A 25,013-nucleotide genomic window follows, 5' to 3' on the forward strand; every position below is an offset into this window, starting at 1 on the left:
CGGGGGAAACCGTTCCAGCCTGGCCCCCTCAGCCGGAGGCGGGCAATCGATTTTCGTGCCCGGACGCCCGGTGGCCCGGTGCCTCAGGCAGGTCGGGGCGAGTCCATCCCCGAGCGGGCCCGGCGCCATTCGCCGCGCGTGAAGTCGGGGATCTGCTGCGGCGCGCCGTTCGCCCGGATGGAGGCGTGGCTCAGCGGCACCGGGGCCGTCCACGTCGCCGCGTCGTACACGTCGAAGTCCGGCACGAGCCCGAGCCGCACGCACTGCATCAGCCGGAAGACCATGATGTAGTCCATGCCGCCGTGCCCGCCCGGCGGGTTGGCGTGTTCCTTCCACAGCCAGTGGTCGAACTCGTCGGCGTAGGCGGAGAAGTCGGCCCACCGGTCGTCGGTGTGGTCCGGCTCGATGTAGATCCGGGCCGGGTAGTCCTCGAAGACGCCCTTCGTGCCGCCCAGGCTGTTGATCCTGCTGTACGGATGCGGGGTGGACACGTCGTGTTCGAGCCGGATGACCCGGCCCTTGGCGGTCTGCACGAGGCTGATGGTCCGGTCGGCCCCGATGTACGACTCCTTCCAGCTCGGGTCGCCGGCCGGCATGTGCGCGGCGCGGTACTCGGCGAGCCCGAGCGCCGGGGTGCCGAAGCTGCTGATGCTCACCACCCGGTCGCCCCGGTTGACGTCCATGTAGTTGGCGACCGGGCCGAAGCCGTGGTTGGGGTAGAGGTCTCCGCGCAGCCGGGTGTGCCACCGCCGCCGCCAGGGCCCCTCGTAGTACGTCGGCGAGAACATCAGGCCGCGCAGGTCGTGGTTGTACGCCCCGGCGCCGTGCAGCAGCTGCCCGAACTTCCCGGCGTGCGCCATCCGCAGGACCCGCAGCTCGTTCCGTCCGTAGCAGCAGTTCTCCAGCTGCATGCAGTGGCGCCGGGTCCGCTCGGAGAGGTCGACCAGCTCCCACAGCTCCTGGAGCTCCATGGCGACGGGACACTCGACGCCGACGTGCTTGCCGTTCAGCATCGCCGCCTTGGCCATCGGGAAGTGCAGCTCCCAGGGCGTGGCCACGTACACGAAGTCGAGGTCGGTGCGGGCGCACAGCTTCTCGTAGTCGTTCTCGCCGTTGGTGTAGACGGCGGGGGCGGGCTGCCCGGCGGCGGTGACCTTGGCGGCGGCCCGCTCGGCCTTGGCGCGCACCGGGTCGCAGACGGCGACCACCCGGACGCCCGGGACGACGAGGAAGTTGTCGATCATGCTGCCACCGCGGTTGCCGAGGCCGATGATGCCGACCCGGACGGTGGAGCGCCCCTCGAAGGGGACGCCGGCCATGGTGGCCCCCTGGCGCTTCGGCGCCGCGGCGGTCCCGGTGGCGGCCGGGTCGGGGGCGGTGGCGGCCGGTCCGGCGGCGTGGGCGGCGCCGGTGCCGAGGGCGCCGAGACCGAGGCTCGCGCCGGCGGCTCCCGCCGTGGTCCTGAGGACTGATCGGCGGCTCGGGTCGTGGGGTGACTGCTCGTTCATGGAACCTCCAGAGGCTGTCCGGGCGGCTGGTTCATGAATCCCGCTCAGGACCCTGGCCCCTGTGACCTGTGGCGCGCAAGGATGCCTGTTTGGACTCCTGCGGCGGGTCGTTGGACTTTACTGTTCCGGATTCCCCAGCGGTGCGCGGCACCGGACGGCCGGTAATCGAACATGGGAAGGGCCCCTCACCTGCGAGGGTGAGGGGCCCTGTCGGCCTTGACGGTCGGCCTTGGCGGCGGCCGGGGCGGTCTCAGGGGCGGGTCGCCTCCTCCAGGGCGAGCAGCGCCGAGCGGTATCGGCGGCCGGTGGCCCGGTCCATGCCGATCTCGCACATGCGGTTGGCCGAGAGGTGGGCGTCGAAGGGGCGGGCGGTGACCTCGGCGGCCTCCCGGGCCGTCGCCGAGGCCGTCAGCTCCGGATGGAGCATGCCCCGGTCGCCGGCGAAGGCGCAGCAGCCCGCGTCGACCGGTACGACGACCTCCTCGGCGCAGAACTCCGCGAGTTCGGTGAGCCGGTCGGCGTCCCCGAGGTGCCGCATCGAGCAGGTGGGGTGGACGACCGCGGAGCCCACGGTCCGGCGGGCCTCCAGGCGGGGGAGGAGTTCCTCGGCGGCCCACACCAGGGAGTCCACCACGGTCAGTTCGGCGTGCAGGGCGCGGTTGTCCTCGGTGAGGTACGGGACGACCTCGTGGGCGAGGCCGAGGGCGCAGGAGGAGGCGTCGACGACCAGCGGGAGCCGGCCGCCGGCGGTCCAGCCCCAGGCGGCTTCGACGATCCGGTTGGCCATCACCTCGTTGCCCCGCTCGTACCCCTTGGAGTGCCAGATCGTGGCGCAGCAGGTGCCGGCCACGTCGTCGGGGATCCACACGGGTTTCCCGGCCCTGGCGGAGACGGCGACGACGGCCTCGGGGAGGGAGGGGCCGGGAGCGTCGTCCGGATTGCCGAAGACGCGGTTGACGCAGGCCGGGTAGTAGACGGCGACGGCCGCCGGACGGTGGGTGCGGGGCAGCCGGCGGGGCGCCGCGCCGGGGATCTCCGGCAGCCACTCCGGTACGAGGTCGGGCCGGACGGCCTTGCGGGCGAGGCCGGTCACCCGCGCCAGGAGGCCGTCGCCGAGCCGGTCCGCGGCGCCCACCGCGAGCCGCGCGGAGGCCTCCACGGCCCGGAAGCGCCGCGCGGCGAGGGCGGCGATCCGCTCCTCGCGCGGGGAGTGCCGCTCGTGCCGGAACTCCTTCATCAGCGCGCCGGTGTCGATGCCGACCGGGCAGGCCAGCCTGCAGGTGGAGTCGCCGGCGCAGGTGTCGACGGCGTCGTAGCCGTACGCCTCCAGGAGCCGGAGCTCGACGGGGGAGCCGTCGGCCTGCCGCAGCATCTCCCGGCGCAGCACGATCCGCTGGCGCGGAGTGGTCGTCAGGTCGTGGCTGGGGCAGGTCGGTTCGCAGAATCCGCACTCGATGCACGGGTCGGCGATCCGCTCCACGGACGGGATGGTCTTCAGGCCGCGCAGATGGGCCTGCGGGTCGCGGTCGAGGACGATCCGCGGGGCGAGGACCCCGTCGGGGTCGACGAGCTCCTTGGTCCGCCACATCAGCCCGGTCGCCTTCGGGCCCCACTCCAGCTCCAGGAAGGGGGCGATGTTGCGGCCGGTGGCGTGCTCGGCCTTCAGCGAGCCGTCGAACCGCTCGACGGTGAGCTTGCAGAACTCGTCCATGAAGGAGGCGTACCGCTCGACGTCCGCCGGGTCCGCGGCGTCGAAGGCGAGCAGGAAGTGGAGGTTGCCGTGGGCGGCGTGACCGGCGACGGCCGCGTCGAAGCCGTGCCGGGCCTGCAGGTCGAGCAGCTCGGCGCAGGCCTCGGCGAGCCGGGCCGGGGGCACCGCGAAGTCCTCGGTGATCAGGGTCGTACCGGACGGGCGGGAGCCGCCGACGGCCGTCACGAAGGCCTTCCGGGCCTTCCAGTAGCCGCCGATCGTGCCCGCGTCCCGGGTGAAGGCGTTGGCGACGGAGGCCACCGGGGCGACCAGGCCGAGCCCGGCGAGAACCTCGCGCGCCGCCTCCTCGTACGCGGCGAGCGCCGCCTCGTCCGGCGCCCGGAACTCGACGAGCAGCGCCGTGGTGTCCTTCGGCAGCTCCGCCCAGTCGGCGGGGACGCCGGGCACGCGCACCGAGGCCCGCAGGGTGTTGCCGTCCATCAGCTCGACGGCGAGCGCCCCGGCCTCGTTGAAGCGCGGCACCGCCGCCGCGGCGGCGGGCAGGGAGGGGAAGAAGAGCAGCGCGGTGGAGACGAGCCGGTCGAGCGGCAGGGTGTCGAAGACGACCTCGGAGAGGAAGCCGAGGGTGCCCTCCGAGCCGACCATCAGGCCGCGCAGGATCTCCACCGGCGTGGCGCCGTCGAGGAAGGCGTCGAGGCGGTAGCCGTTGGTGTTCTTGATCTGGTACTTGGCGCGGATCCGGTCCGTCAGCTCCGCGTCGGCCTCGATCTCGGCCTTCAGCGCGAGCAGCCCCGCGCACAGCCGGGGCTCGGCCCGGGCCAGCTCCTCGTCGGCGGCCGGGTCGGCGGTGTCGACGATGGTGCCGCTCGGCAGCACGAAGGTGAGGGAGGCGACCGTCTTGTAGGAGTTCCGGGTGGTGCCGGCGGTCATCCCGGAGGCGTTGTTGGCGACGACCCCGCCGATCGTGCAGGCGACCGCGCTGGCCGGGTCGGGCCCGAGCACCCTGCCGTACGGCGCGAGGGCCGCGTTGGCGCGGACGACGGTGGTGCCGGGGCGGATCCGGGCGCGGGCGCCGCCGCCCAGGACCTCCACGCCGGCCCAGTGGCGGCGGACGTCGACGAGGATGTCCTCGCCCTGCGCCTGCCCGTTGAGGCTGGTCCCGGCGGCCCGGAAGACCACCTCGCGGCCCTTGCCGTGCGCGTACGAGAGCACGGCCGAGACGTCGTCGACGTCCTCGGCGACCACGACCACCTGCGGCAGGAACCGGTAGGGGCTGGCGTCGGAGGCGTACCGCACCAGGTCGGAGACGCCGGAGAGGACCTTCCCGGGGCCGAGGAGCGCCGCCAGCTCCTCGCGCAGCCGCCGCGGCGTGCCGCGTGCCTGGAGGTCCGGGACCCGGTCGGGAGCCGGGGTCCGCTTCCGGCCCGGGCTGAGGGCCCGCGGGTTCGGTTCCAGCAGCGGCATGGCTCGGCTCCCCTCGGCGCGGGCGCCGGCGGCGTCAGCAGCCGCTCCCCGGGACGGGCCCGGCCAGGGCGGTCAGCAGACCTCCGAGCACCTCGCGCTGTTCGACGGTCAATGGAGCCAGGATGTCCTCTGCGGCCGCCCGGCGCGCGCTGCGCAGCTCCCGCAGCGTGGCGCGCCCCTCGTCGGTGAGCTCGATCCGGATGACCCGGCGGTTGCTCGGATCGGGCACCCGGCGCACCCGCCCGGCCGCCTCCAGGCCGTCGACGAGGCTGGTGACGGCGCGGGGGACCACTTCGAGACGGGCGGCGAGGTCGGCCATCCGGGGCGGGGCGTCCCCGTAGTGGGCGACCGTGCGCAGCAGCCGGGACTGGGCCGGGGTGATGCCGACCGGCTCCAGATGGCGCTTCTGGATGCGGTGCAGCCGGCGGGTGAGCCGGAGCAGCTGCTCGGCGAGGAGCCCGTCGGGGTCGGGGGTGCTCGGGACGGGGGTGTTCATGGGGGAACACTATCAGGACCACGCTCATTGTGAACATAGGTAAGAGTGAGCTATGGTCCGAACCGTACTCTCCTGTCCCGTACCCTCGAAGGAGCCCATGCGCCCCCACGACGAGTCCACCTGGACACCACCGCCGCGCGATCCCGCGCAGCCGAAGGAGCCCGCGCAGCTGCGGCGCATCCTCGGCCTCTTCCGTCCCTACCGCGCCCGCCTCGCGCTCGTCGGCCTCCTGGTCGCCGCCGCCTCGCTGGTCTCGGTCGCCACCCCGTTCCTCCTCAAGGAGATCCTCGACACCGCGATCCCCCAGGGGCGCACCGGGCTGCTCAGCCTGCTCGCCCTCGGCATGATCGTCACCGCCGTCCTGACCGGCGTCTTCGGCGTGCTCCAGACCCTGATCTCCACCACGGTGGGCCAGCGCGTCATGCACGACCTGCGCACCGCCGTCTACGGCCGGCTCCAGCGGATGCCGCTCGCCTTCTTCACCCGGACCAGGACCGGAGAGGTCCAGTCCCGGATCGCCAACGACATCGGCGGCATGCAGGCCACCGTGACCTCCACGGCCACCTCCCTGGTCTCCAACGTCACCGCCGTCGTCGCCACCGTCGTCGCCATGCTCGCGCTCGACTGGCGGCTCACCCTCTTCTCCCTGCTCCTGCTCCCCGTCTTCGTGTGGATCAGCCGGCGGGTCGGCGACGAGCGGAAGCGGATCACCACCCAGCGGCAGAAGCAGATGGCCGCCATGGCGGCGACCGTCACCGAGTCGCTCTCCGTCAGCGGCATCCTCCTCGGCCGCACCATGGGCCGCGCCGACTCGCTGACCGAGTCCTTCTCCCGGGAGTCCGAGCGCCTCGTCGACCTCGAAGTGCGCTCCTCCATGGCCGGGCGCTGGCGGATGTCCGTCATCGGCATCGTCATGGCCGCCATGCCCGCCCTGCTCTACTGGGCGGCCGGTTTCGCCGTGCAGGCCGGCGGCGCCGCGATATCCCTCGGCACCCTGGTCGCCTTCGTCTCCCTCCAGCAGGGCCTCTTCCGGCCCACCGTGAGCCTGCTCTCCACCGGCGTCCAGATCCAGACCTCGCTCGCGCTCTTCCAGCGCATCTTCGAGTACCTCGACCTCCCGGTGGACATCACCGAGCCCGAGGAGCCCGTCCGCCCCGACACCGTCCGCGGCGAGATCGGCTTCGAGGGGGTCCGCTTCCACTACGACCCCGAGGGCGCCGGCCGCCCCACCCTCGACGGCATCGACCTCACCGTGCCGGCCGGCGGCAGCCTCGCCGTCGTCGGCCCCACCGGCTCCGGCAAGTCCACCCTCAGCTACCTCGTGCCCCGGCTCTACGACGTCACCGACGGCCGGGTCACCCTGGACGGCGTCGACGTCCGCGACCTCGGCTTCGACACCCTCGCCTCCGCGATCGGCGTCGTCTCCCAGGAGACGTACCTCTTCCACGCCTCCGTCGCCGACAACCTCCGCTTCGCCAAGCCCGAGGCCACCGACGAGGAGATCGAGGCCGCCGCCCGCGCCGCCCAGATCCACGACCACATCGCCTCGCTGCCCGACGGGTACGACACCCTGGTCGGCGAGCGCGGCTACCGCTTCTCCGGCGGCGAGAAGCAGCGCCTGGCGATCGCCCGCACGATCCTGCGCGACCCGCCGGTGCTCATCCTCGACGAGGCGACCAGCGCCCTCGACACCCGTACCGAGCACGCGGTCCAGCAGGCCATCGACGCCCTCTCCGCGGGCCGCACCACGATCACCATCGCCCACCGCCTCTCCACCGTCCGCGACGCGGACCGGATCGTCGTCCTGGAGGCGGGCCGGATTGCCGAGAGCGGCACCCACGAGGAGCTGATGGCGAAGGACGGCAGGTACGCCGCCCTGGTCCGCCGCGACGAACAGGCGAACGTGCGAGCGGTTGTTCCCGCGAACGTGTGATCGTTCCGGGATTCATTGCCCAACTCCCGTACGGCGTCGGATGATTACGGTGCGCAAGCGACGGGCTGCAGACCGCGACTGCGCTGTCCCACGAAACACCTGTACGAGGAGAAGCACCCTCATGAACGTCATCACCGATCTGCTCGCCGGCGTCTTCCACTTCCTGGGCTGGCTCGTCTGACGCACGCAGTTCCCGGCGCCGCCGGTTCCCCGTCCCAGGGAACCGGCGGCGCCGCCGTGTGCGGGGTCCCCGGAATCCCCGGGCCGCCGGGTTACGGTGCGCCCATGCCGTACCGGCCGCCCTCCCCGTACGCACCCCGCCGCCGCCCCCGGCTCACCCGCCGCGGCCGGCTGGCCGTCCTCGCCGGGGCGCTGGTGGCGCTCGCCGTCGCGGCCGCCGTCCCCCTCCTGCTCCTCCTCCCGCACGACGAGCCCGCCACCCCGCCCGTGCCGCCCAGCCTCCTCGTCCCGGAGGGCTGGCGCTCCGCCCAGGTGTACGAGGCCGTCGACCGCGCCCTCGCCCTGCCCGACGGCACCGCCCGCACGGTCGCCTCCGCCCCCGCGGCGGCCCTCGGACTCCCGCCCGAGGCGGCCGGAAACCCGGAGGGCTACCTCTTCCCCGCCACGTACCCGCTCCCCGAAGGCACCACCGCCGAGGGCCTGCTCCGCTACATGATCGCCACCGCGGGGCGTCGCCTCGGCACCCCGGCGACCGCCGAGGCCGCCCGGGCCCACGGCCTCACCGCCCACCAGGCACTGATCGTCGCGAGCATCGCCCAGGCCGAGGCGGACACCCCCGAGGACATGGCCAAGGTCGCCCGCGTCGTCCACAACCGGCTCGCCCGCGGCATGCCCCTCCAGATGGACTCGACCCTCAACTACGCCCTGGACCGCAGCACGGTCGACACCACCGTCGAGGACACCCGCAACACCAGCCCCTACAACACCTACGCCCACCAGGGCCTCCCGCCCGCCCCCATCGGCAACCCCGGCGAGCAGGCCATGGCCGCCGCACTCCGCCCACCGGCCGGCGACTGGCTCTACTTCGTCACGGTCACCCCCGGCGACACCCGCTTCACCGCCGACTACGCGACCCACCAGGCGAACGTCGCCGAGTTCAACGAGCGACGACGGCAAGAGGTCCGGAAGGGCGGCGACCGAGAAGGGTCCGACTGACCCCGATTTAGACCGATTTCCATCGCATCGCGAGGGCGACGGGCTCGTTGGGCAGCGCATGAAGCAGCTCAGACGACTCAGGCGGCGTCGCTGGATCTGGTCTCCCATCACCTCCTGGCAGGCGAGACGGGTGGCCCGGGTCAGCGGGGTGGACTTCGACGACGCCTGGGTGGACATCCGGCTGACCACCCACCCGGACGAGCGGCACTTCGCCCTCGCCCACGACGTCCTCACCCAGGTCCTCCTCAGTCGGAGCGCCGTCTACCTGGAGGACGGGCCGGGGTACGCGCCGGAGCGGGAGTGGCGGCGCCCGCGCGACGGCTCGCTCAGACCGTGACGGCTTCTCGCGCGCGCTCCGGCCCGCGTGCCAGCAGACGGCGGATCTCGGCCACCGCGGCACGACCGGCCCGATGGGCGCCGATCGTCGAGGCGGAGGGCCCGTAACCGACCAGATGGACGCGCTCGTCGAGGACGGCGCGGGTCCCCTCCAGCTGGATGCCCCCACCCGGCCCGCGCAGCCGCAGCGGGGCCAGGTGGTCGATGGCCGGCCGGAAGCCGGTCGCCCACAGGATCACGTCCGCGTCGACCGTACGGCCGTCCGTCCAGACGGCCCCGGTCGGCGTGATCCGCTCGAACATGGGCTGCCGGTCGAGCACCCCGCTCGCGAGCCCCGCCCGGATGGCGTCGTCGAGCGGCAGCCCGGTCACCGACACCACGCTCCGCGGCGGCAGCCCCTGCCGCACCCGCTCCTCGACGAGGGCGACGGCCGCCCGCCCCTCGGCCTCGCCGAACGGCCCCTCCCGGAAGACCGGCTCGCGCCGCGTCACCCAGGTCGTCCCGGCGGCGTACTCCGCGATCTCCAGCAGGTGCTGCGTCGCCGAAGCGCCGCCCCCCACCACGATCACCCGCAGCCCCGCGAACGCCTCGGGCCCCGGATACCGCGCGGTGTGCAGCTGCCTGCCCAGGAAGGTCTCCTGTCCGGGATACCGGGGCCAGAAGGGCCGGTCCCACGTCCCGGTGGCGTTGATCAGGGCCCGGGCCGCGTACACCCCCTCCGAACTCTCCACCCGCAGCAGCCCGCCCGCGCCCTCCCGGACGGCGGTCACGTCCACCGGCCGGTGCACCCGCAGCCCGAAGCGCCGTTCGTACGCGTCGAAGTACCCCGCGATCACCTCGGACGAGGGGCGGGCGGCATCGGCGCCGACCAGCTCCATCCCCGGCAGCGCGTGCATCCCGTGGACCTTCCCGTAGGTCAGCGACGGCCACCGGAACTGCCACGCCCCACCCGCGCGCGGCGCGTGGTCGAGCACCACGAAGTCCCGCTCCGGCTCCAGCCCCACCCGCCGCAGATGGAACGCGGCGGACAGCCCCGCCTGCCCGGCCCCGACCACCACCACGTCCACCAAATTTTCGTTCACGTTTCTACTAACTATGGCCCGCCCCAGGATCTTCCCCACCCCTCAGCGCTCCGGCCGCCGCCGATCATCCCGCCACGAGGCCGAGCGCCACCGCCGCCCGCGCGGCAGGATGGCCCCATGTCCCACTCCTTCACCACCCGCGTCCTCAGCCTCACCACCGGCTCCCGGGAGACGGTCACCGACCTGACACGCGCCTGCGAGGACTTCCTGACGGAGACGGCCCTCGGCCGCGACGGCCTCCTCAACCTCTTCGTCCCCCACGCCACCGCCGGCCTCGCCGTCCTGGAGACCGGCGCCGGCAGCGACAGCGACCTCCTGGCCGCCCTCCACCACCTGCTCCCCGCCGACGACCGCTGGCAGCACCGCCACGGCAGCCCCGGCCACGGCCGCGACCACGTCCTCCCCGCCTTCCTCCCGCCCCACGCCACCCTCCCCGTCATCGCGGGCCGCCTCAGCCTCGGCACCTGGCAGTCGGTCTGCCTGGTCGACACCAACAAGGACAACCCGAACCGCCAGGTCCGCTTGTCGTTCCTCGGTTAGTCCCGAGGCCGCCCTCGCACTCTCCGGGATCCGTGCCCTGGCCTGGTTCGTCGGCGGAGGCTACGGGGAGAACCGGAAGTACAGGGTTCGGCCGTAGTCGCCCGTCGCCGTGGTGGGGGCGCCGCTGGGGCCGAGGGCGGCCGGTGGGTCGAACTTGGTGCCGATGGCCGGGATGGCGTCGAGGAAGGAGAGATCGCCTTTCGGGAAGGGCGGCGCGGTGTGGCGGGGGTCGGGGCCGAACCGGGGGGTGAAGAGGCGGAGGTAGAGGTTCTCGTCCTCGGAGACCAGGGTGATGCGTCCGGCGGTGGTGTGCAGGGACGCCCAGCGGACGTCCGCGTGGTAGCCCTTGAACTCCGGGTACACCCAGCCGTCGGCACCGGTCGCGGTGTCGTTGTACTGCTTCGTCCAGACATCCGTCGCGACCCCGCGCAGCCGGTTCTTCCACACCCTGTGCGGCCCGTGGCCGAGCCATGTCACGCCGGTCACCTGCGATTCGGGATGGTCGAAGCCGACGCCGAAGAGGTCGTGCTCGCCGGTGAGGTGGTAGCGGTAGTCCAGCCGCAGCCAGCCGCTGGGGTGCAGACACCACCGGACGTGGCGCAGGACGCCGGAGTACTCGGCCTCCACCGTGTAGCCGTTGCCGTCGGGCCCGTGCGTCAGGCGGGCGAGGTCGGCCGTTCCGGTGGTGGGCAGCGGGCCACGGGAGAGCGCGAAGTGCTTCCCTCGGTGGGTGACGCCGGCCAGCAGGCCCGTCGTGGCGTCGAGCGTGACGGTGGTGTGGCGGGATGTGAGGGTGAGCCTGCCGTCCGCGAGCCGGCCGCGTACGGCTGGTCCCGGGCCCGTCCGTACCAGCCGTCGAGCCTGGTCGGTGGCGGATGTGATGGTCCAGGTCCAGCTGTGGAGCTCGTGTCCGTCGGCGTCGGTGACGGTGAGCGCGAGGGCGTCGGCGCGGCGCCAACTGGACGGCAGGGGCAGGCGCAGCACACCTCGCCCGCCGGGATCGATGTCCGGCGCGGAGGCGGTGCCCTGGGCGCGGACCGTATGGCCGTCCCGCCGCTGCGACGGGGTGTGGAAGTCCACAAGCCGCCAAGTGAACCGGCAGGCACGGGTATTGGTGAAGGCGTAGTGGTTGGTGAGGCGGATCCGCCCGTCGAAGTCGTCCGGCAGGCCGGAGGCGAACCGCTCCGGCTCGGCGAGTTGCACCGGCGACCAGATGTCCTTGATCGTGTAGAAGCTGGCCTCCTTCTCACGGAAGGGGCCGAGGATGCCGTCGGGCGCGGCGTTGCCCGCCACGTCGACGGCGCCGCCGAGGTCGTCCCGCACGATGCCCTCGTCGATCAGTGACCACAGGAAGCCTCCGGCAGAGAGCCGTTCACGCCCCATCAGCTTCCAGTAGTCGTCGAGGCCCGCGCCGGCGCCGCCGTCGTAGAGACCGTGGAGGAACTCGGTGGGCATGAAGACGTCCCCCCGTTCCCGGAGGATGCGGCGCGTGCTGTCGTACGTCTCGTAGTGGTCGGTGTCGACGCCGCCGAAGTTCGCCCAGGGGTGGAGCACCGTGCGCTGCTGGGGGTCGTGGCGGGCGTAGTCGCCGTCGAGGGCGGTGTTCCAGCCGCCTTCGTTGCCGTTGCACCAGAACAGGATCGACGGGTGGTTGACGTCACGGGTGACCATCTCGGCGACGAGGGGCCTGCCTGCCGCTTCGTCGTAGGACTTCTGCCAGCCGGCCAGTTCGTCGAGCACGTACAGGCCGAGTTCGTCGGCGAGGTCGAGGAAGTGCGGGTCCGGCGGGTAGTGGGCCATCCGGACCGCGTTCATGTTCATCTCCTTCATCAGGAGGATGTCCTTGCGGCTGATGCGCGCGCTGGTCGCCCGGCCGGAGGTGGGCCAGATGGTGTGCCGGTTGGCTCCCTTGAGGAGGACCTTGACGCCGTTGACGTACACGCCGTCGCCGGGGCGCACCTCGACGGTGCGGAAGCCGAATCTCTCGTCGACGCGGTGGACGGTGCGGTCGCCGTCGGCGCGGAGTGCGACCTCGACGCGGTAGAGGTGCGGTGTCTCCGCCGTCCACCGGAGGGGGGAGTCGACAGCGGTCCTGAGGGTCACCGTCGTGTCGCCGGGAGCGACGGCCGCGGTGAACGGGGCGCCGACCGGGCGCCCGGAGAGGTCGGTGACCCGGGCGGTGAGACGGTCGGCCGAGCCGGTACCCGACAGATGGGCGTCGATCCGCAGCGTGCCGTCGGCGCGGGCGTCGACGGCGATGCGCTCGATGTGCCGGAGCGGGAACGCCTCAAGGTGCACGGGGCGGTAGATGCCACCGAAGTTCCAGTAGTCCCCGAGGCGTTCGGCCCGGTTGACGGAGTCGTCGGCGGACTCCTTGCTGACGGTCACCTCCAGGAGGTTGTCCTGGCCCGGACGCAGTTTTCCGGTCACCTCGTGCCGGAACCGGTAGAAGCCGCCGTGGTGGACGGGCCCGGTCGGCTCGCCGTTGATCCACGCCTCGGTGTCGGTCATCGAGCCCTCGAAGACGAGGAAGACGCGCCGGTCACGCCAGTGGGCGGGCGGCGTGAAGGTGTGCCGGTAGCGGCCCTTCTCCTCCGGGCGCAGGTTCCACCCGTAGTTGTAGGTGCCGTATCCGTGGAACTCCCAGTTGGACGGGACCGGGATGCTGCCCCAACTGCCGCTGCGCCGGCCGCTGGTGCACAGGAAGTCCCAGTCGACCGGGTGGTCGGCGTCCTCACCGGACAGATACACGCGCTCGGTGCGCGTCGAAGCGTCCGTTCCGCCGGCCGTCCCGGCCTCGGCGGCCCGGGCCGAGCCCGTGGGAAGGCCTCCGGCGAGGGCCGCTCCGGCCGCGCCCAGGACCAGAACGCCACGGCGTGACAGTTGCATGACATCTCCAGCTTTCGGAAACCATCGGGAGGGAAGTTCTGGGCGGTGGCGTCAGCCGAGGCGCCACTGCTGGTTGCTGCCGCCGTGGCAGTCCCACAGCTGGACCCGTGCGCCGCTGGCGGTGGAGGCTCCGGTCACGTCCAGGCAGAGCCCTGACCGGACGCTGGTGAGGGTGCCGTCGGCGTTGTGGTCCCACTGCTGGTTGGTGCCGCCGTTGCAGTCCCAGATCGCGACTCCGGCACCGGCCGTGGTGCCGGTCGCGTCGAGGCACTTGGCGCCGCCGTAGACGGTGAGCTGCTTGGTCGACGTGCTGGTCCAGGTCTGGTTGGCGCCGCCGCTGCAGTCCCAGATCTGCGTCCGGGTGCCGTTGCTCTGCGAAAAGCCGGGCACGTCCAGGCACTTTCCGGAACCGATGGCGTGGACCGGGCCCGTGGTGGTCCCGCCGTCCCCGCCGGATCCGTCGAGTCCGAAGAAGGCGATGGCCCGGGCCGCCATGCCGTCGGCGGGCAGGCTGTGCCCGGCGCCCTGGATGCTGATCGCCTCGACCGGTGCCTGCGTGCCGGCGGAGCCGTAGCGGGTGCGGGTCCAGCCGGGCTGCGGGGAGTCGGTGAGGACCGGGGTCTGGCTCACCCCGAGCACATGGGTCCACTGCTTGATCTCTTCACCGAAGTTCACGTAGTCCAGGGCTTCGTCCTCGGTGCCGTGCCACAGCTGCATCCGCGGCCGGGGGCCGGCGTATCCCGGGTAGGCGTTCCGGACGAGGTCGCCCCACTCCTGCGGGGTCTTGGTGATCCGGCCGGTGGAGCAGGCGCTGTTCCAGCCGGAGCCGTCGGTGGTGGCGAAGCAGCCGAACGGCACGCCCATGAACGCCGCACCGGCCTTGAACAGGTCGGGGTAGTCGCCGAGCAGGACATTGGTCGTCATCGCGCCGGACGAGGCGCCGGTGACATAGACCCGGGCGGGGTCGGCGTTCATGTTCCGCAGGGTGTACCGGACCATCGAGGCGATGCTCGTGGGGTCGCTCCCCCCGTCATGCCGGAGTGCCTGGGGCGAGGAGACGTCGAAGCACTGCCCGCTGACGTTCGCGTCCGGGTAGACGACGACGAACCCGTACTGGTCGGCCAGGCGGGCGAACTGCGTGTTGGCGTGGAAGGCGGGCGCCGTGCCGGTGCAGTAGTGCACCGCCACCAGCACGGCCGGGCGTGCCGGAGCGTTGTCGGGCCTGTAGACGTACATCCGCAGGTTTCCGGGGTTGCTGCCGAAGTCGGTCACCTCGGTCAGTGACGCGGCCGACGCGGTGGCGGCCGAGGTGCCGGTCAGTACGAGCGCCGCGATCAGCGACGAGACCGCCGTCAGCAGGGCTGTCAGTACATCCGTGACGCTTCGCTTCGGGGACTTCCGGGACATGACGGTGCCCTTTCTGGAATCCGGTGCGGCCGGGAAGGACCAGGTGGTGAAGCGCTTCGACGCTTCCATCACCGGGGTGTGGTGTCAATGCCTGGCGCTGCGAGAGAGTTGTGGGTGAAGCGCTTCAATGCTCGCCGGCGGCCGCCGGCCGACCTTGATCGCCGCGACGAGAGGAGTCGTCGCCGACGCAGGAGGCCGAGGGTGGGGCCGGGTCTCCTCGGCGGGCTAGTTCCTCACGATGCGCCACCGGTTGTCGGCCGTGCCGTCGTCGGAGTCCTGGACCGCGAACGCACCCACGGCGGTGGAGTCGTTCGCGATGGCGAGCAACTTGCCGCTGTGCTCGTTGCGGATCCGGTAGGTTCCGTCGCCCTGGTCGAGCAGCGTCCATCGGTGGTCGGCGGTGCCGTTGTCCGACCACTGCAGGACGGTCGCTCCGTCCGTCGTCGACATGTTGAGGACGCCGAGCACCTTGCCGCTGTGGGCGTTGCGGAAGCGGACCGTGCTGCCGTCGGCGATCATGTGCCAGTCGTGGTCGGCGGTGCCCGAGTCGTTCCATTGCAGAGCGCGGCCACCGTCGGCCGTGGACATGTTCTGGATGCCCAGCACGAGACCGCTGCCCACGTTGGCGAGCCGGACGGTGCCGCTGGTGTTCCAGTAGACGGTGTAGTTGTGGCCGTGCGCGTCGTGGAACGGGCCCAGGTCGACGGGGGAGCCGTCGGCGGTGGCGGTGAAGGCGAGCGAACCGCTGCTGGTCCGTGTGATCGACGACGTGTTCAGCGTCGGGAGGGAGCCGAGCGCCGAGTCGCCGTAGTCGCCGGACAGGACCACCGGGCCGTAGGTGATCGCGATGACGTTCGGGTCGTCGTCGGCCGCTCGCGTGATGACCCGCATGGGCAGCCGGACGGTGACCGTGTCGCCGGAGGTCCAGGAGCGGGTCAGGACGGCGTAGCTGCCGGGGGTGGTGGTGATGTCCTGTCGCGTGCCGTTGACGCTGATCGTGGCCCCGGAGGTCCAGCTCGGGATGCGGACGCGCATGGCCCACGTGCCGCTGACGTCGCCGGTGACCCGCAGGGTCGTGGTGTCGCTGACGGGGTACGCCGTGGTCTGGGTGACGGTGATCCCGCGTTCCGACCAGTCGAGCACCGAGGGCACGAACAGGTTCACGATCAGCGTGTCGTCACTGCGGAAGTAGACGGAGTCCATCAGCCTGGTGTGCATCTCCAGGCCCGTGCCCTGGCAGCACCAGAAGGTGCCGTAGTCGGTGCTCCAGGTGCCGCCGCCCCACGCCGGGCCCACTCCGCGTCGGCCTCCCGGATCGAGCGGGGTGAAGTAGGTGACGTGGCCGTGGTCGTCGGCCGGGTTCTGCTGGCCGATCATCTGGTTGAGCCACGCCCGCTCGTAGTAGTCGAACAGCGCGACCCGGTTCGGGTCCAGCGTGAACAACTCCCGGGTGAGGGTGAGCATGTTGAAGGTGTTGCAGCTTTCGCACGTGTCCTTGCTCAGGTGGCCGGCGATCGCGTTCGGGGCGCGGAAGTGCTCCCCCTGGCTGTTGCCGCCGATGGCGTAGGTGTGCGCGTCGACGGTGAAGTTCCAGGCGTTGGTGGCGATGTCCCGGTAGCGGGTGGTGCCGGTGGCCTTGTACTCCCGGGCGGCCCCGATCCACTTGGGCACCTGGGTGTTGGCGTGCAGTCCGCTGAGCCGGTCCTGCCCGGACGCCAGGGGGTCGAACACCGTGGCGTGGTCGAACCGCTGGGCGACGGTGAGCCACCGCGCGTCGCCCGTCTGCTGGTACAGGTCGGTCAGCACGGTGTTCATGCCGCCGAACTCGGTCTGCAGCATGGCCTGCATCTGCGGGCCGCTCAGCCTGCCGGTGCGCCGGTCGACCCATCCGGCCAGGGCGAGCAGTACGTCACGGGCCTGTGTGCTGCCGATGTGGCGCCATACGTCCAGCAGGCCGGCGAGGGTCTTGTGGATGGTGTAGTACGGCACGTTGCCGTTGCTCAGGGTCCGCTGTTCGAGAGCGGTGAAGTCGGACTCGGGGTAGCCGGAGAGGTATCCGGCGTTGAAACCGGCGGCGTCGTTGTTGGCCTGGCATCTGGCCAGCTCCGCGACCATGGAGGTGGCCTTGTCCCGGCAGACGGTGTCCCCGGTCACGGCGTACAGCTGTGCCCAGGCCGTGAGGAAGTGTCCTTGGGCGTGGGTGCGGAAGGGGAAGTCCGGTGCGTCCCAGCCGCCGTTGGCGGCGGCGCCGCCGGTGGAGAGCCGGTGATTGGCGCGGAAGTTGTACAGCAGCCGGTCGACGTCGACGAACCGCAGATAGTTCCGCGTGCGGTTCTGGTTGTCCAGCCATCGGCTTGCGGTGAGCCGGACCTGGCCGAGTGCGAAGGGGTGCGCCGAGACCCCTGAGTCGGCCCTTGCGGGAGGAACGGCCGCCTGTGCGGGATGTGCGCCCATGAGGGATCCCGCGGCCGTGATCCCGGCTGCCTGCAGCAGGCGCCGTCGGCTGATGGAGGAAGACATCGTGCACCTTTCGATGACGAGAGGGCGATTGCTCGGTCGGTGACACCCGGCGAGGTTTCCGCTCCACCCTCGGGAAGCCCCGGCCGGGGACATGGAGGAAGGTCCAGCGGAGGAAGGTCCATCGCTGGTTCGAGGCGCCGGTGACGAACCAGGGGAAGTGATTTCGGGCGACACGGCGAAATAGCCGTCCGGAAGAGTTCGAGCGGGATTCGCCCGAATGCGTGCGTACTATTCCGGACCGGCGAAGAGTGCTTCCCGGTTCGTGCTCACCTCGCCCAGGGCTGGGCCATGAGGTTGCTTCCGGGGGAGGGATTGTCCCCGTACCTCTGATATTCGATATTCGATATTTCGAACAGGTCGAATGGTCCGACACGGTCGACGCTGAACGTAAACGGCATCCGATGCGTGGGTCAACTGTGTGGGGGGCCCGGCGATTTCGTGATCCGGGCGGGGGTGCCATGCGCCGTGGCGAAACTCGTCGAAAACGTTGACGACGCCTCGGGGCGAATCTATCTTCTGCACGAAGTATCGCACGCTGTTCGTCATTTCGAACATTCCCCGGAAATGCGGTGCGGCTTCGTCCGGCGGCGCCGGAGACCGGGCACCTCATGCCCCGCACCCCGGAAGGGGCCCGGTTCCGGGCCCGGGCGCTCGAATCGCTGACTCAAGGATGTGTGAGGTCACTATGCGCAGACGCCGAATCCCCCGTGGACATCCGTTCCTGGCGCTTCCCGCCGTGCTTGCGGCTCTGGTCTCGCTGGCGGCGATGCTCGTCGCCGGACCGGCCCACGCGGCCACCAGCGGCGCCTTGCGGGGTGCCGGCTCCGGCCGGTGTCTCGATGTGCCGGGAGCCGGCCGGGCCGACGGCACGAACCTGCAGATCTGGGAATGCCACGGCGGGACCAACCAGCGGTGGACGCTGACGGACGACAATCGGCTGACCGTGTACGGCGACAAGTGCCTGGACGTTCCGGGTCACGCCACCACGGCCGGGACCCGGCCGGTGATATGGAGCTGTCACGGCGGTACGAACCAGCGGTGGCGGGTCGGCACCGACGGCACGATCGTCGCCGTGGAGTCCGGCTTGTGCCTGGACGTGTCGGGCGGTGGCGCGGCCGACGGCACCGCCGTACAGCTGTGGAACTGCCACGGCGGTGACAACCAGAAGTGGACCGGTCTGTCCGGGCCGGGCGACACATGCGCCCTTCCGTCGACGTACCGGTGGACCTCGACCGGCCCGCTGGCGCGGCCGGCGAACGGGTGGGCCGCATTGAAGGACTTCACCACCGTCCCGTACAACGGCCAGAACCTGGTCTACGCGACCACGTCCGACGGTTCCTCGTGGGGCACGATGGCGTTCCGTCCCTTCACCGACTGGCAGGACATGGCGACGTCCACCCAGACCGGGATGGACCAGGGCCTGGCGGTGGCGCCCAAGCTCTTCTACTTCGCACCCAAGAACATCTGGGTACTGGCCTCGAACGGATGGGGCACCGCCTGGCCCTTCGCCTACCGCACGTCCAGCGACCCCACCGATCCCAACGGCTGGTCCGCCCCGCAGCCGCTGTTCACCGGCAGCCTCCCCGAGTCCGGCCCCATCGACCCGACCCTGATCGGCGACGACCGGAACATGCACCTGTTCTTCGCCGACGACAACGGCAAGATCTACCGGTCGACCCTGCCGATCGGGAACTTCCCCGGCAACTTCGGCTCCTCGTACACGACGGTCATGAGCGACACCGTGAAGAACCTGTTCGAGGCGCCGGAGGTCTACAAGGTCCAGGGCCGGAACCAGTACCTCATGATCGTCGAGGCACGGGGGGCGAACGAGGACCGCTTCTTCCGCTCGTTCACCGCCTCCAGCCTGGACGGTCCGTGGACCGTCCAGGCCGGCAGCGAGAGCAGCCCCTTCGCGGGCAAGGCCAACAGCGGCGCCACCTGGACCGACGACATCAGCCACGGTGACCTGATCCGCGTCGACGCCGACCAGACCATGACCATCGACCCCTGCAACCTGCGGTTCCTCTACCAGGGCTACGACCCCGCCACACCGCAGGGAACCCCCTACCAGCAACTGCCGTACCGGCCGGCCCTGCTCACCCTGCAGCGCTGAACCCCGCGGCACCCGAGCACCACTCATGACCCCGCCGATCCGGCCCGCACGGCGGCCCACGCCGTGCGGGCCAGGAAGGAAGAACCCCATGGTTCCCCCGTACCGACGATTACCGCGACTCCTCGCGGCCGCCGCGCTGACGCTCACCGCCTGCGTCACCGCCTCCGCCCCCGCCACCGCCGACACGACCGCCGAGGCGGCGCCCGGCAGCCCCGCGCTCACCCCTCCGCTGGGGTGGAACAGCTGGAACAGCTTCGGATGCGGGATCACCGAGGCGCAGGTCCGCCAGGCCGCCGACACGATGGTGTCCTCGGGTATGCGGGACGCCGGATACCAGTACGTGGTGGTCGACGACTGCTGGTTCGACCCGCAGCGTGACGCGGCCGGCAACCTGCGGGCCAACCCCACCACGTTCCCCAGCGGCATGAAGGCGCTCGGGGACTACATCCACGGCAAGGGCCTGAAGTTCGGCATCTACCAGGCCCCGAACGAGAAGACGTGTGCCCAGGGCGTGGGCACCTACCCCGGCTCCACGGGCAGCAAGGGACACGAGAGGCAGGACGCCGCCACGTTCGCCTCCTGGGGCGTGGACTACCTCAAGTACGACTGGTGCTCCGGCAGCGGCACCCTCGGCGAGCAGGTCGCGCAGTTCACCCTCATGCGCGACGCCCTGCGCGCCACGGGCCGTCCGATCGTCTACAGCATCAACCCCAACAGCTTCCACGCCCCCACCGGCGCCACCTACGACTGGGGTGAGGTCGCCGACCTGTGGCGGACGACCGAGGACCTGCTCGACATCTGGCAGAACACCAACACCAACAGCTACCCGATGGGCGTCGGCAACGTGCTCGACGTCACCGCACCCCTGGCCGCGCAGTCGGGTCCGGGGCACTGGAACGACCCCGACATGCTGGTCGTCGGCCGCCCCGGCCTGTCCCTGACCGAGGCCCGCACCCACTTCGCCCTGTGGGCCCTGATGGGTGCCCCGCTCATGGCCGGCAACGACATCCGCACCATGTCCGCCGACGTGAGCGCCATCCTGCGCAACCCCCGCCTGATAGCCGTCGACCAGGACGCGCTGGGGGCGGGCGGACGCAGGGTGCGTGACGACGGCGACACCGAGGTGTTCGCCAAGCCCCTGTCCGACGGCTCGGTCGCCGTCGGCCTGCTCAACAGGGGAGGGAGCCCCAGGACCATCACCGCCACGGCGGCGCAGGTCGGCCTCGCCGGGCAGTCGTTCGCCCTCACCGACCTGTGGACCGGCGGTACGTCGAGCACCTCCGGCCAGGTCTCCGCGAACGTGCCCGCGCACGGTGTCGCCGTGTTCCGGATGACCGGGGGAAGCCCGCTGGCCTCCACCACCGCACGTCTGCGCGGCACCGGGTCGGGCCGCTGCCTGGACGTGGACCGCGCCTCCACCGCGGCCGGGACGAAGGCGCTGATCTGGGACTGCCACACGGCGGCCAACCAGCTCTGGACCACGTGGGCCGGTGGCGAGATCCGCGTCTACGGCGACAAGTGCCTGGACGCCTCCGGCCAGGGCACCACCAACGGCACGCCGGTCGTCATCTGGCCCTGCAACGGTCAGGACAACCAGAAGTGGACCAGGCAGGCCGACGGGTCGGTGCGCAACGTCCACGCCGGTCTGTGCCTCGACGCGAACGGGGCCGGCACGGCCAACGGGACCCCCGTCGTCCTGTGGACCTGCCACGGCCAGAACAACCAGAAGTGGACCACGCTTCCGTAACGCGAGAAAGGAAAACGCATGAGCAAGTCCTGGATGCGCCCGTTGATCACGCTGGTCGCCGCCGCGCTCGGGGTGACCGGGGTGACCGCGGCAGGGGCGACCCCGGCCGGTGCGGCCTCCGCCGCCTCCGACACGCCCCTACGCGTCATGCCGCTGGGCGATTCGATCACCTGGGGCGTGGGAAGCAGTACGGGCAACGGCTACCGGGCCCCGCTGTGGGACAGGCTCGCGGCGGACGGCCACCCGGTGGACTTCGTGGGTACGGGGCGGGCCGGTTCGATGTCCGACCCCGACAACGAGGGCCACTCCGGATACCTCATCGAGCAGATCGCCGCGCTGGCCGACGCTTCGCTGACCCGCTACCGGCCCAACGTCGTGACGCTGCACATCGGCACCAACGACCTGGACCGCTCCCACCAGGTCTCCACCGCCACCGCCCGGCTGAAGTCCCTGGTCGACCGGGTCACCGCCGCGGCCCCCGACGCCACTGTCCTCGTCGCCTCCCTGGTCGTGTCCACCAGCGGATCCGAGGAGCAGTACCGTGCCGCCTACAACCGGGCCGTTCCCGGCATCGTGAGCGAGGCGCAGGCGGCGGGCAAGCGCGTCGCGTACGTCGACATGAGCGGCCTGACCACGGCCGATCTGGCCGACGCCCTGCACCCCAACGACGCGGGTTACCGGAAGATGGCCGACGCCTTCCACCGCGGCGTCCAGGCCGCGGACGGCGCCGGGTGGCTGCGGAACCCCGCCCCCGCCCCCGCACGCGTCCAGTCCGGCGTCACCGGCAAGTGCCTGGACGTCAGCGGCGCCGGGACCGCCGACGGGACCGCGGTCCAGACGTGGAGCTGCGGCGGCGGCGCCAACCAGTACTGGTCCGCCTACACCGACGGCACCCTGCGCTCCCTCGGCAAGTGTCTCGACGCCGCCGGCTGGGGCACCGCCAACGGCACCAAGGTGCAGCTCTGGGCCTGCCACGGCGGCGCCAACCAGGTCTGGCAGCCCTACAACGGCGGCTATCGCAACCCCGCCTCCGGCCGCTGCCTCGACGTCCCCGGCTCCTCCACCGCCGACGGCACACAGCTCCAGCTGTGGGACTGCCACAACGGCTCCAACCAGAAGTGGACCACTCTGACCGCCGGATGACCACCACTGCCGGGGACCCGAGCCCTCTCCGGGCTCGGGTCCCCGGGAGGGATCCGGCGTCGGGGTCAGGCCGGGTACGGCAGCTCGGCCTCCGAGGTGCCGGCCGGCCGGGTGTGCGCCGTCGCGTCCGGGCCGCCGATCCGCAGCTGCCAGGGGTGTGGGCTGTCGGTGGTCACGTGGAGGCGGTCGCCGGTGCGGCGCACATGGAAGCGGGCGGTCTCGCCGGGGCCGTCGGTGCGCGGGATCACGACGGTGCGCTCCGCCCCGTCGGCGAAGGCGTGGATCCGCAGTTCGACGCCGTCCGCCCAGGCGGAGACGGGGTGTTGGTCGTCCGCGGCGAGCGGGATGACGGAATCGGGGCGGGCGAGCAGCGGCAGGGTGTGGAAGCCGTGCCGCTCGCGCACCCATCGGGGGCCGGTGACCTGGGCTCCGGTCAGGACGTTGGTCCACGTCCCCTCGGGCACGTAGTAGTCGACCGTGCCGTCGTCGGTGAAGACCGGGGCGACGAGGAGGTCGTCGCCGAGGAGGTACTGCCGGTCGAGCGTGGCGGCGGCCGGGTCGTCGGGGAACTCAAGCACCATCGCGCGCATCACCGGGACGCCGGTGGCGTGGGCCTGCTGGGCGGCCCGCTGGAGGTAGGGGGCGAGGCGGTGCTTGAGCAGGGTGAACTCGCGGGTGACCTCGACGGCCTCGTCGCCGTAGTCCCACGGCACGCGGTAGGACTTGCTGCCGTGCAGGCGGCTGTGCGAGGAGAGCAGGCCGAACTGCACCCAGCGCTTGAAGACGGTGGGGGTGGGGGTGCCCTCGAAGCCGCCGATGTCGTGGCTCCAGAAACCGAAGCCGGACAGGCCGAGGGAGAGTCCGCCGCGCAGGGACTCGGCCATGGCGGTGAAGTGGGATTCGCAGTCGCCGCCCCAGTGGACGGGGTACTGCTGGCCGCCGGCGGTGGCGGAGCGGGCGAAGAGCAGTGCCTCGCCCTCGCCGCGCACCTCGCGCAGGAGCTCGAAAACGGCCTCGTTGTAGAGGTGGGTGTAGTAGTTGTGCATCCGCTCGGGGTCGGAGCCGTCGTGCCAGACGACGTCGGTGGGGACGCGTTCGCCGAAGTCGGTCTTGAAGCAGTCGACGCCCGTGTCGAGGAGGGTGCGGAGCTTGTCGGTGTACCAGTCGTGGGCGGCGGGGTTCGTGAAGTCCACCAGTGCCATGCCGGGCTGCCACAGGTCCCACTGCCACACGCTTCCGTCCGGGCGGCGCACCAGGTGGCCCTCGCGCATGCCCTCCTCGAAGAGGGCCGACTTCTGCGCGATGTAGGGGTTGATCCAGGCGGAGATCCGCAACCCCCGCTCCTTGAGGCGGGTCAGCATGCCGGTCGGGTCGGGGAAGGTGGCGGGGTCCCAGTCGAAGTCGCACCACTGGTAGGCGCGCATCCAGAAGCAGTCGAAGTGGAACACGCTCAGCGGGATGCCGTGTGCGGCCATGCCGTCGACGAAGCGGTTGACGGTGGCCTCGTCGTAGTCGGTGGTGAAGGAGGTGGTCAGCCAGAGGCCGAGTGCCCAGGAGGGCGGTAGCGCGGGGCGGCCGGTGAGGGCCGTGTAGCGCTCCAGGACCTGCTTGGGGGTGGGGCCGTGGATGACGAAGTACTCCAGGGTCTGGTCCTCGACGCTGAACTGGACCTGGCCGACCGCCTCGGAACCGACCTCGTAACTCACCTTGCCGGGGTGGTTGACGAAGACGCCGTAGCCGCGGCTGGTCAGGTGGAAGGGGACGTTCTTGTACGCCTGTTCGCTGCTGGTGCCGCCGTCCGCCTGCCAGATGTCCACGGACTGCCCGTTCTTGACGAACGGGGTGAACCGCTCGCCGAGCCCGTAGACGAGTTCGCCCACGCCCAGGGGGAGTCGGCCCACCATGTGGTGGCGTCCTTCGGCGTCGGTGACGAATCCGGTCCCCCGCTCTCCCGCGGAGGTCAGCACCCGGCCGCCGGCGGAGAACTCCAGGCACCACGGCCGTGCGGTGTCCACCCGCAAGGCCAGTTCGCCGGAGGCGAGTTCGACGACGTCGCCGTCCCGGCGCACCTTGCCCGCCTCCGGCCCGGCGCCGGGGAGCGCGAACTCCGGTCCGGGCCGCACCGATCCGGCGTGGTGGGTGGTACGCACCCCGATCACGCCCTCGGCCGGCGACCAGCACTCCACAGTGAGCAGCGGGCTGTTGAGCGTGTGACCGCGATCGGTCACGTGCTTCACGGACGCGTACAGGGTCATCCGGTGCTCGTCGGTCCGGACGTCGGCGACTTCGGCGGCGTGGCGTGCGGTGACTCCCGGACGCATCAGCCAGTAGCCGTCGGTGAACTTCATCGGGCAGTTTCCTCCGCCCGCGCGCGAGGCGCGGTGATCAGGCCCCGGTACCAGTGGTAGCTGTCCTTGGGCGTTCGGGTAAGCGTGTACTTCGGCCGTGACGGCATCCGCGACGGCATCCGCGACGGCATCCGCGACGGCGACGAGGTGGTCGGCCGGGTCGGCGCTCCGGTCCGGGGCGTGAGGCAGGTCGTCGAGGGCGAGGGTGTCGTCCTCGGTCGAGCCGTCATCGGAGATCCAGACCGGTGGGAGCCGCGGGCAGCGGGTCTCGGGGCGCGGAGGAACTCCGTGAGCGCGGCCGGGACGACGGACCGGCCCATGGTGGTGTGCCGGGCGCCGTACGGGGCCGGCTCGCCGACGCCGAGGCCCACGCCGACTGCGGTACGGAGCTCGGAGTCGTCCCCGAGGTGGGGCGCGGCGGCGGTCACCGGCTTGTGGAAGTCGAGGCCGGGGAGGTCCGGCGGCTCGCCGATCATCTCCGGGTCACCGGGCGACCGCCGGGGGCCGGCGGCGGGCCGGCCCAGGCATCGGCCCCGTGCGCGGGGCGCCTCTCGGCGTAGCCGACGAAGGCGGAGCGGCGCGGCTCGTCGAGAGTGCAGC

At 71.7% G+C, this 25,013-nt stretch carries 16 protein-coding genes; 7 read left to right on the forward strand and 9 right to left on the reverse strand.

Annotated features, from left to right (window positions below; genetic code table 11):
- Nucleotides 1–83 precede the first annotated feature (83 nt).
- The 3 genes from HHL19_RS31690 to HHL19_RS31700 form a co-directional block, all read right to left on the reverse strand.
- Complete coding sequence (locus HHL19_RS31690; protein WP_169093834.1) at nt 84–1,508, reverse strand: Gfo/Idh/MocA family oxidoreductase; 1,425 nt, start codon at nt 1,506–1,508, stop codon at nt 84–86.
- Between the two features lie 250 nt (nt 1,509–1,758).
- On the reverse strand, nt 1,759–4,683 hold the full coding sequence (locus HHL19_RS31695) for an FAD-binding and (Fe-S)-binding domain-containing protein (RefSeq protein WP_169093835.1): 2,925 nt from the start codon (nt 4,681–4,683) through the stop codon (nt 1,759–1,761).
- A 34-nt stretch (nt 4,684–4,717) separates the two neighbouring features.
- The gene (locus HHL19_RS31700) at nt 4,718–5,179 is read right to left on the reverse strand and encodes a MarR family transcriptional regulator (RefSeq protein ID WP_169093836.1); all 462 of its coding nucleotides are present in this window, start codon (nt 5,177–5,179) and stop codon (nt 4,718–4,720) included.
- 97 nt (nt 5,180–5,276) lie between these two features.
- Between HHL19_RS31700 and HHL19_RS31705 the strand changes: the two genes are divergently transcribed.
- The 3 genes from HHL19_RS31705 (at nt 5,277) to HHL19_RS31715 (ending at nt 8,625) form a co-directional block, all read left to right on the forward strand.
- The gene (locus HHL19_RS31705) at nt 5,277–7,112 is read left to right on the forward strand and encodes an ABC transporter ATP-binding protein (protein ID WP_169093837.1); all 1,836 of its coding nucleotides are present in this window, start codon (nt 5,277–5,279) and stop codon (nt 7,110–7,112) included.
- Nucleotides 7,113–7,397: 285 nt separating this feature from the next.
- Complete coding sequence (gene mltG, locus HHL19_RS31710) at nt 7,398–8,288, forward strand: endolytic transglycosylase MltG (protein ID WP_169093838.1); 891 nt, start codon at nt 7,398–7,400, stop codon at nt 8,286–8,288.
- A gap of 130 nt (nt 8,289–8,418) precedes the next feature.
- Entirely contained in the window at nt 8,419–8,625 is a 207-nt protein-coding gene (locus tag HHL19_RS31715; RefSeq protein ID WP_169093839.1) for a hypothetical protein, read from the forward strand.
- On the opposite strand, the gene HHL19_RS31720 is transcribed toward HHL19_RS31715, so the two are convergent.
- Complete coding sequence (locus HHL19_RS31720) at nt 8,615–9,691, reverse strand: NAD(P)/FAD-dependent oxidoreductase (protein WP_169093881.1); 1,077 nt, start codon at nt 9,689–9,691, stop codon at nt 8,615–8,617. The two genes, HHL19_RS31715 and HHL19_RS31720, sit on opposite strands and share 11 nt — an antisense overlap.
- Nucleotides 9,692–9,823: 132 nt before the next feature.
- Between HHL19_RS31720 and HHL19_RS31725 the strand changes: the two genes are divergently transcribed.
- The gene (locus tag HHL19_RS31725; protein ID WP_169093840.1) at nt 9,824–10,246 is read left to right on the forward strand and encodes a YjbQ family protein; all 423 of its coding nucleotides are present in this window, start codon (nt 9,824–9,826) and stop codon (nt 10,244–10,246) included.
- A gap of 60 nt (nt 10,247–10,306) precedes the next feature.
- Here the strand turns inward: HHL19_RS31725 and HHL19_RS31730 are convergent, their stop codons facing one another.
- The 3 genes from HHL19_RS31730 to HHL19_RS31740 all read right to left on the reverse strand — a co-directional run bounded on the left by HHL19_RS31730 (nt 10,307) and on the right by HHL19_RS31740 (nt 17,062).
- Nucleotides 10,307–13,135, reverse strand: coding sequence for a glycoside hydrolase family 2 TIM barrel-domain containing protein (locus HHL19_RS31730; protein ID WP_169093841.1), 2,829 nt, complete (start codon nt 13,133–13,135; stop codon nt 10,307–10,309).
- Nucleotides 13,136–13,186: 51 nt separating this feature from the next.
- Nucleotides 13,187–14,542, reverse strand: coding sequence for a PHB depolymerase family esterase (locus tag HHL19_RS31735; RefSeq protein ID WP_169093882.1), 1,356 nt, complete (start codon nt 14,540–14,542; stop codon nt 13,187–13,189).
- A gap of 225 nt (nt 14,543–14,767) precedes the next feature.
- The gene (locus HHL19_RS31740; RefSeq protein WP_169093842.1) at nt 14,768–17,062 is read right to left on the reverse strand and encodes a beta-L-arabinofuranosidase domain-containing protein; all 2,295 of its coding nucleotides are present in this window, start codon (nt 17,060–17,062) and stop codon (nt 14,768–14,770) included.
- Between the two features lie 685 nt (nt 17,063–17,747).
- Between HHL19_RS31740 and HHL19_RS31745 the strand changes: the two genes are divergently transcribed.
- The 3 genes from HHL19_RS31745 (at nt 17,748) to HHL19_RS31755 (ending at nt 22,065) form a co-directional block, all read left to right on the forward strand.
- Nucleotides 17,748–19,175 carry a non-reducing end alpha-L-arabinofuranosidase family hydrolase gene (locus tag HHL19_RS31745; protein ID WP_169093843.1) on the forward strand — a complete coding sequence of 476 codons (1,428 nt, stop codon included), beginning with the start codon at nt 17,748–17,750 and terminating at the stop codon, nt 19,173–19,175.
- A gap of 88 nt (nt 19,176–19,263) precedes the next feature.
- Nucleotides 19,264–20,922 carry a ricin-type beta-trefoil lectin domain protein gene (locus HHL19_RS31750; protein WP_169093844.1) on the forward strand — a complete coding sequence of 553 codons (1,659 nt, stop codon included), beginning with the start codon at nt 19,264–19,266 and terminating at the stop codon, nt 20,920–20,922.
- A gap of 18 nt (nt 20,923–20,940) precedes the next feature.
- Nucleotides 20,941–22,065 (forward strand): ricin-type beta-trefoil lectin domain protein, encoded by a 1,125-nt coding sequence (locus HHL19_RS31755; RefSeq protein WP_169093845.1) that lies wholly within the window; start codon nt 20,941–20,943, stop codon nt 22,063–22,065.
- Between the two features lie 65 nt (nt 22,066–22,130).
- Here the strand turns inward: HHL19_RS31755 and yicI are convergent, their stop codons facing one another.
- Both yicI and HHL19_RS31765 read right to left on the reverse strand, forming a co-directional pair.
- Nucleotides 22,131–24,413 carry an alpha-xylosidase gene (gene yicI / locus HHL19_RS31760; RefSeq protein ID WP_169093846.1) on the reverse strand — a complete coding sequence of 761 codons (2,283 nt, stop codon included), beginning with the start codon at nt 24,411–24,413 and terminating at the stop codon, nt 22,131–22,133.
- Entirely contained in the window at nt 24,410–24,889 is a 480-nt protein-coding gene (locus HHL19_RS31765; RefSeq protein WP_169093847.1) for a hypothetical protein, read from the reverse strand. The genes yicI and HHL19_RS31765 overlap by 4 nt, the downstream gene beginning before the upstream one ends.
- Nucleotides 24,890–25,013: the final 124 nt, after the last annotated feature.

Origin of the sequence: Streptomyces sp. R302 (genome assembly GCF_012927245.1) — a bacterium.
GTDB lineage: Bacteria > Actinomycetota > Actinomycetes > Streptomycetales > Streptomycetaceae > Streptomyces.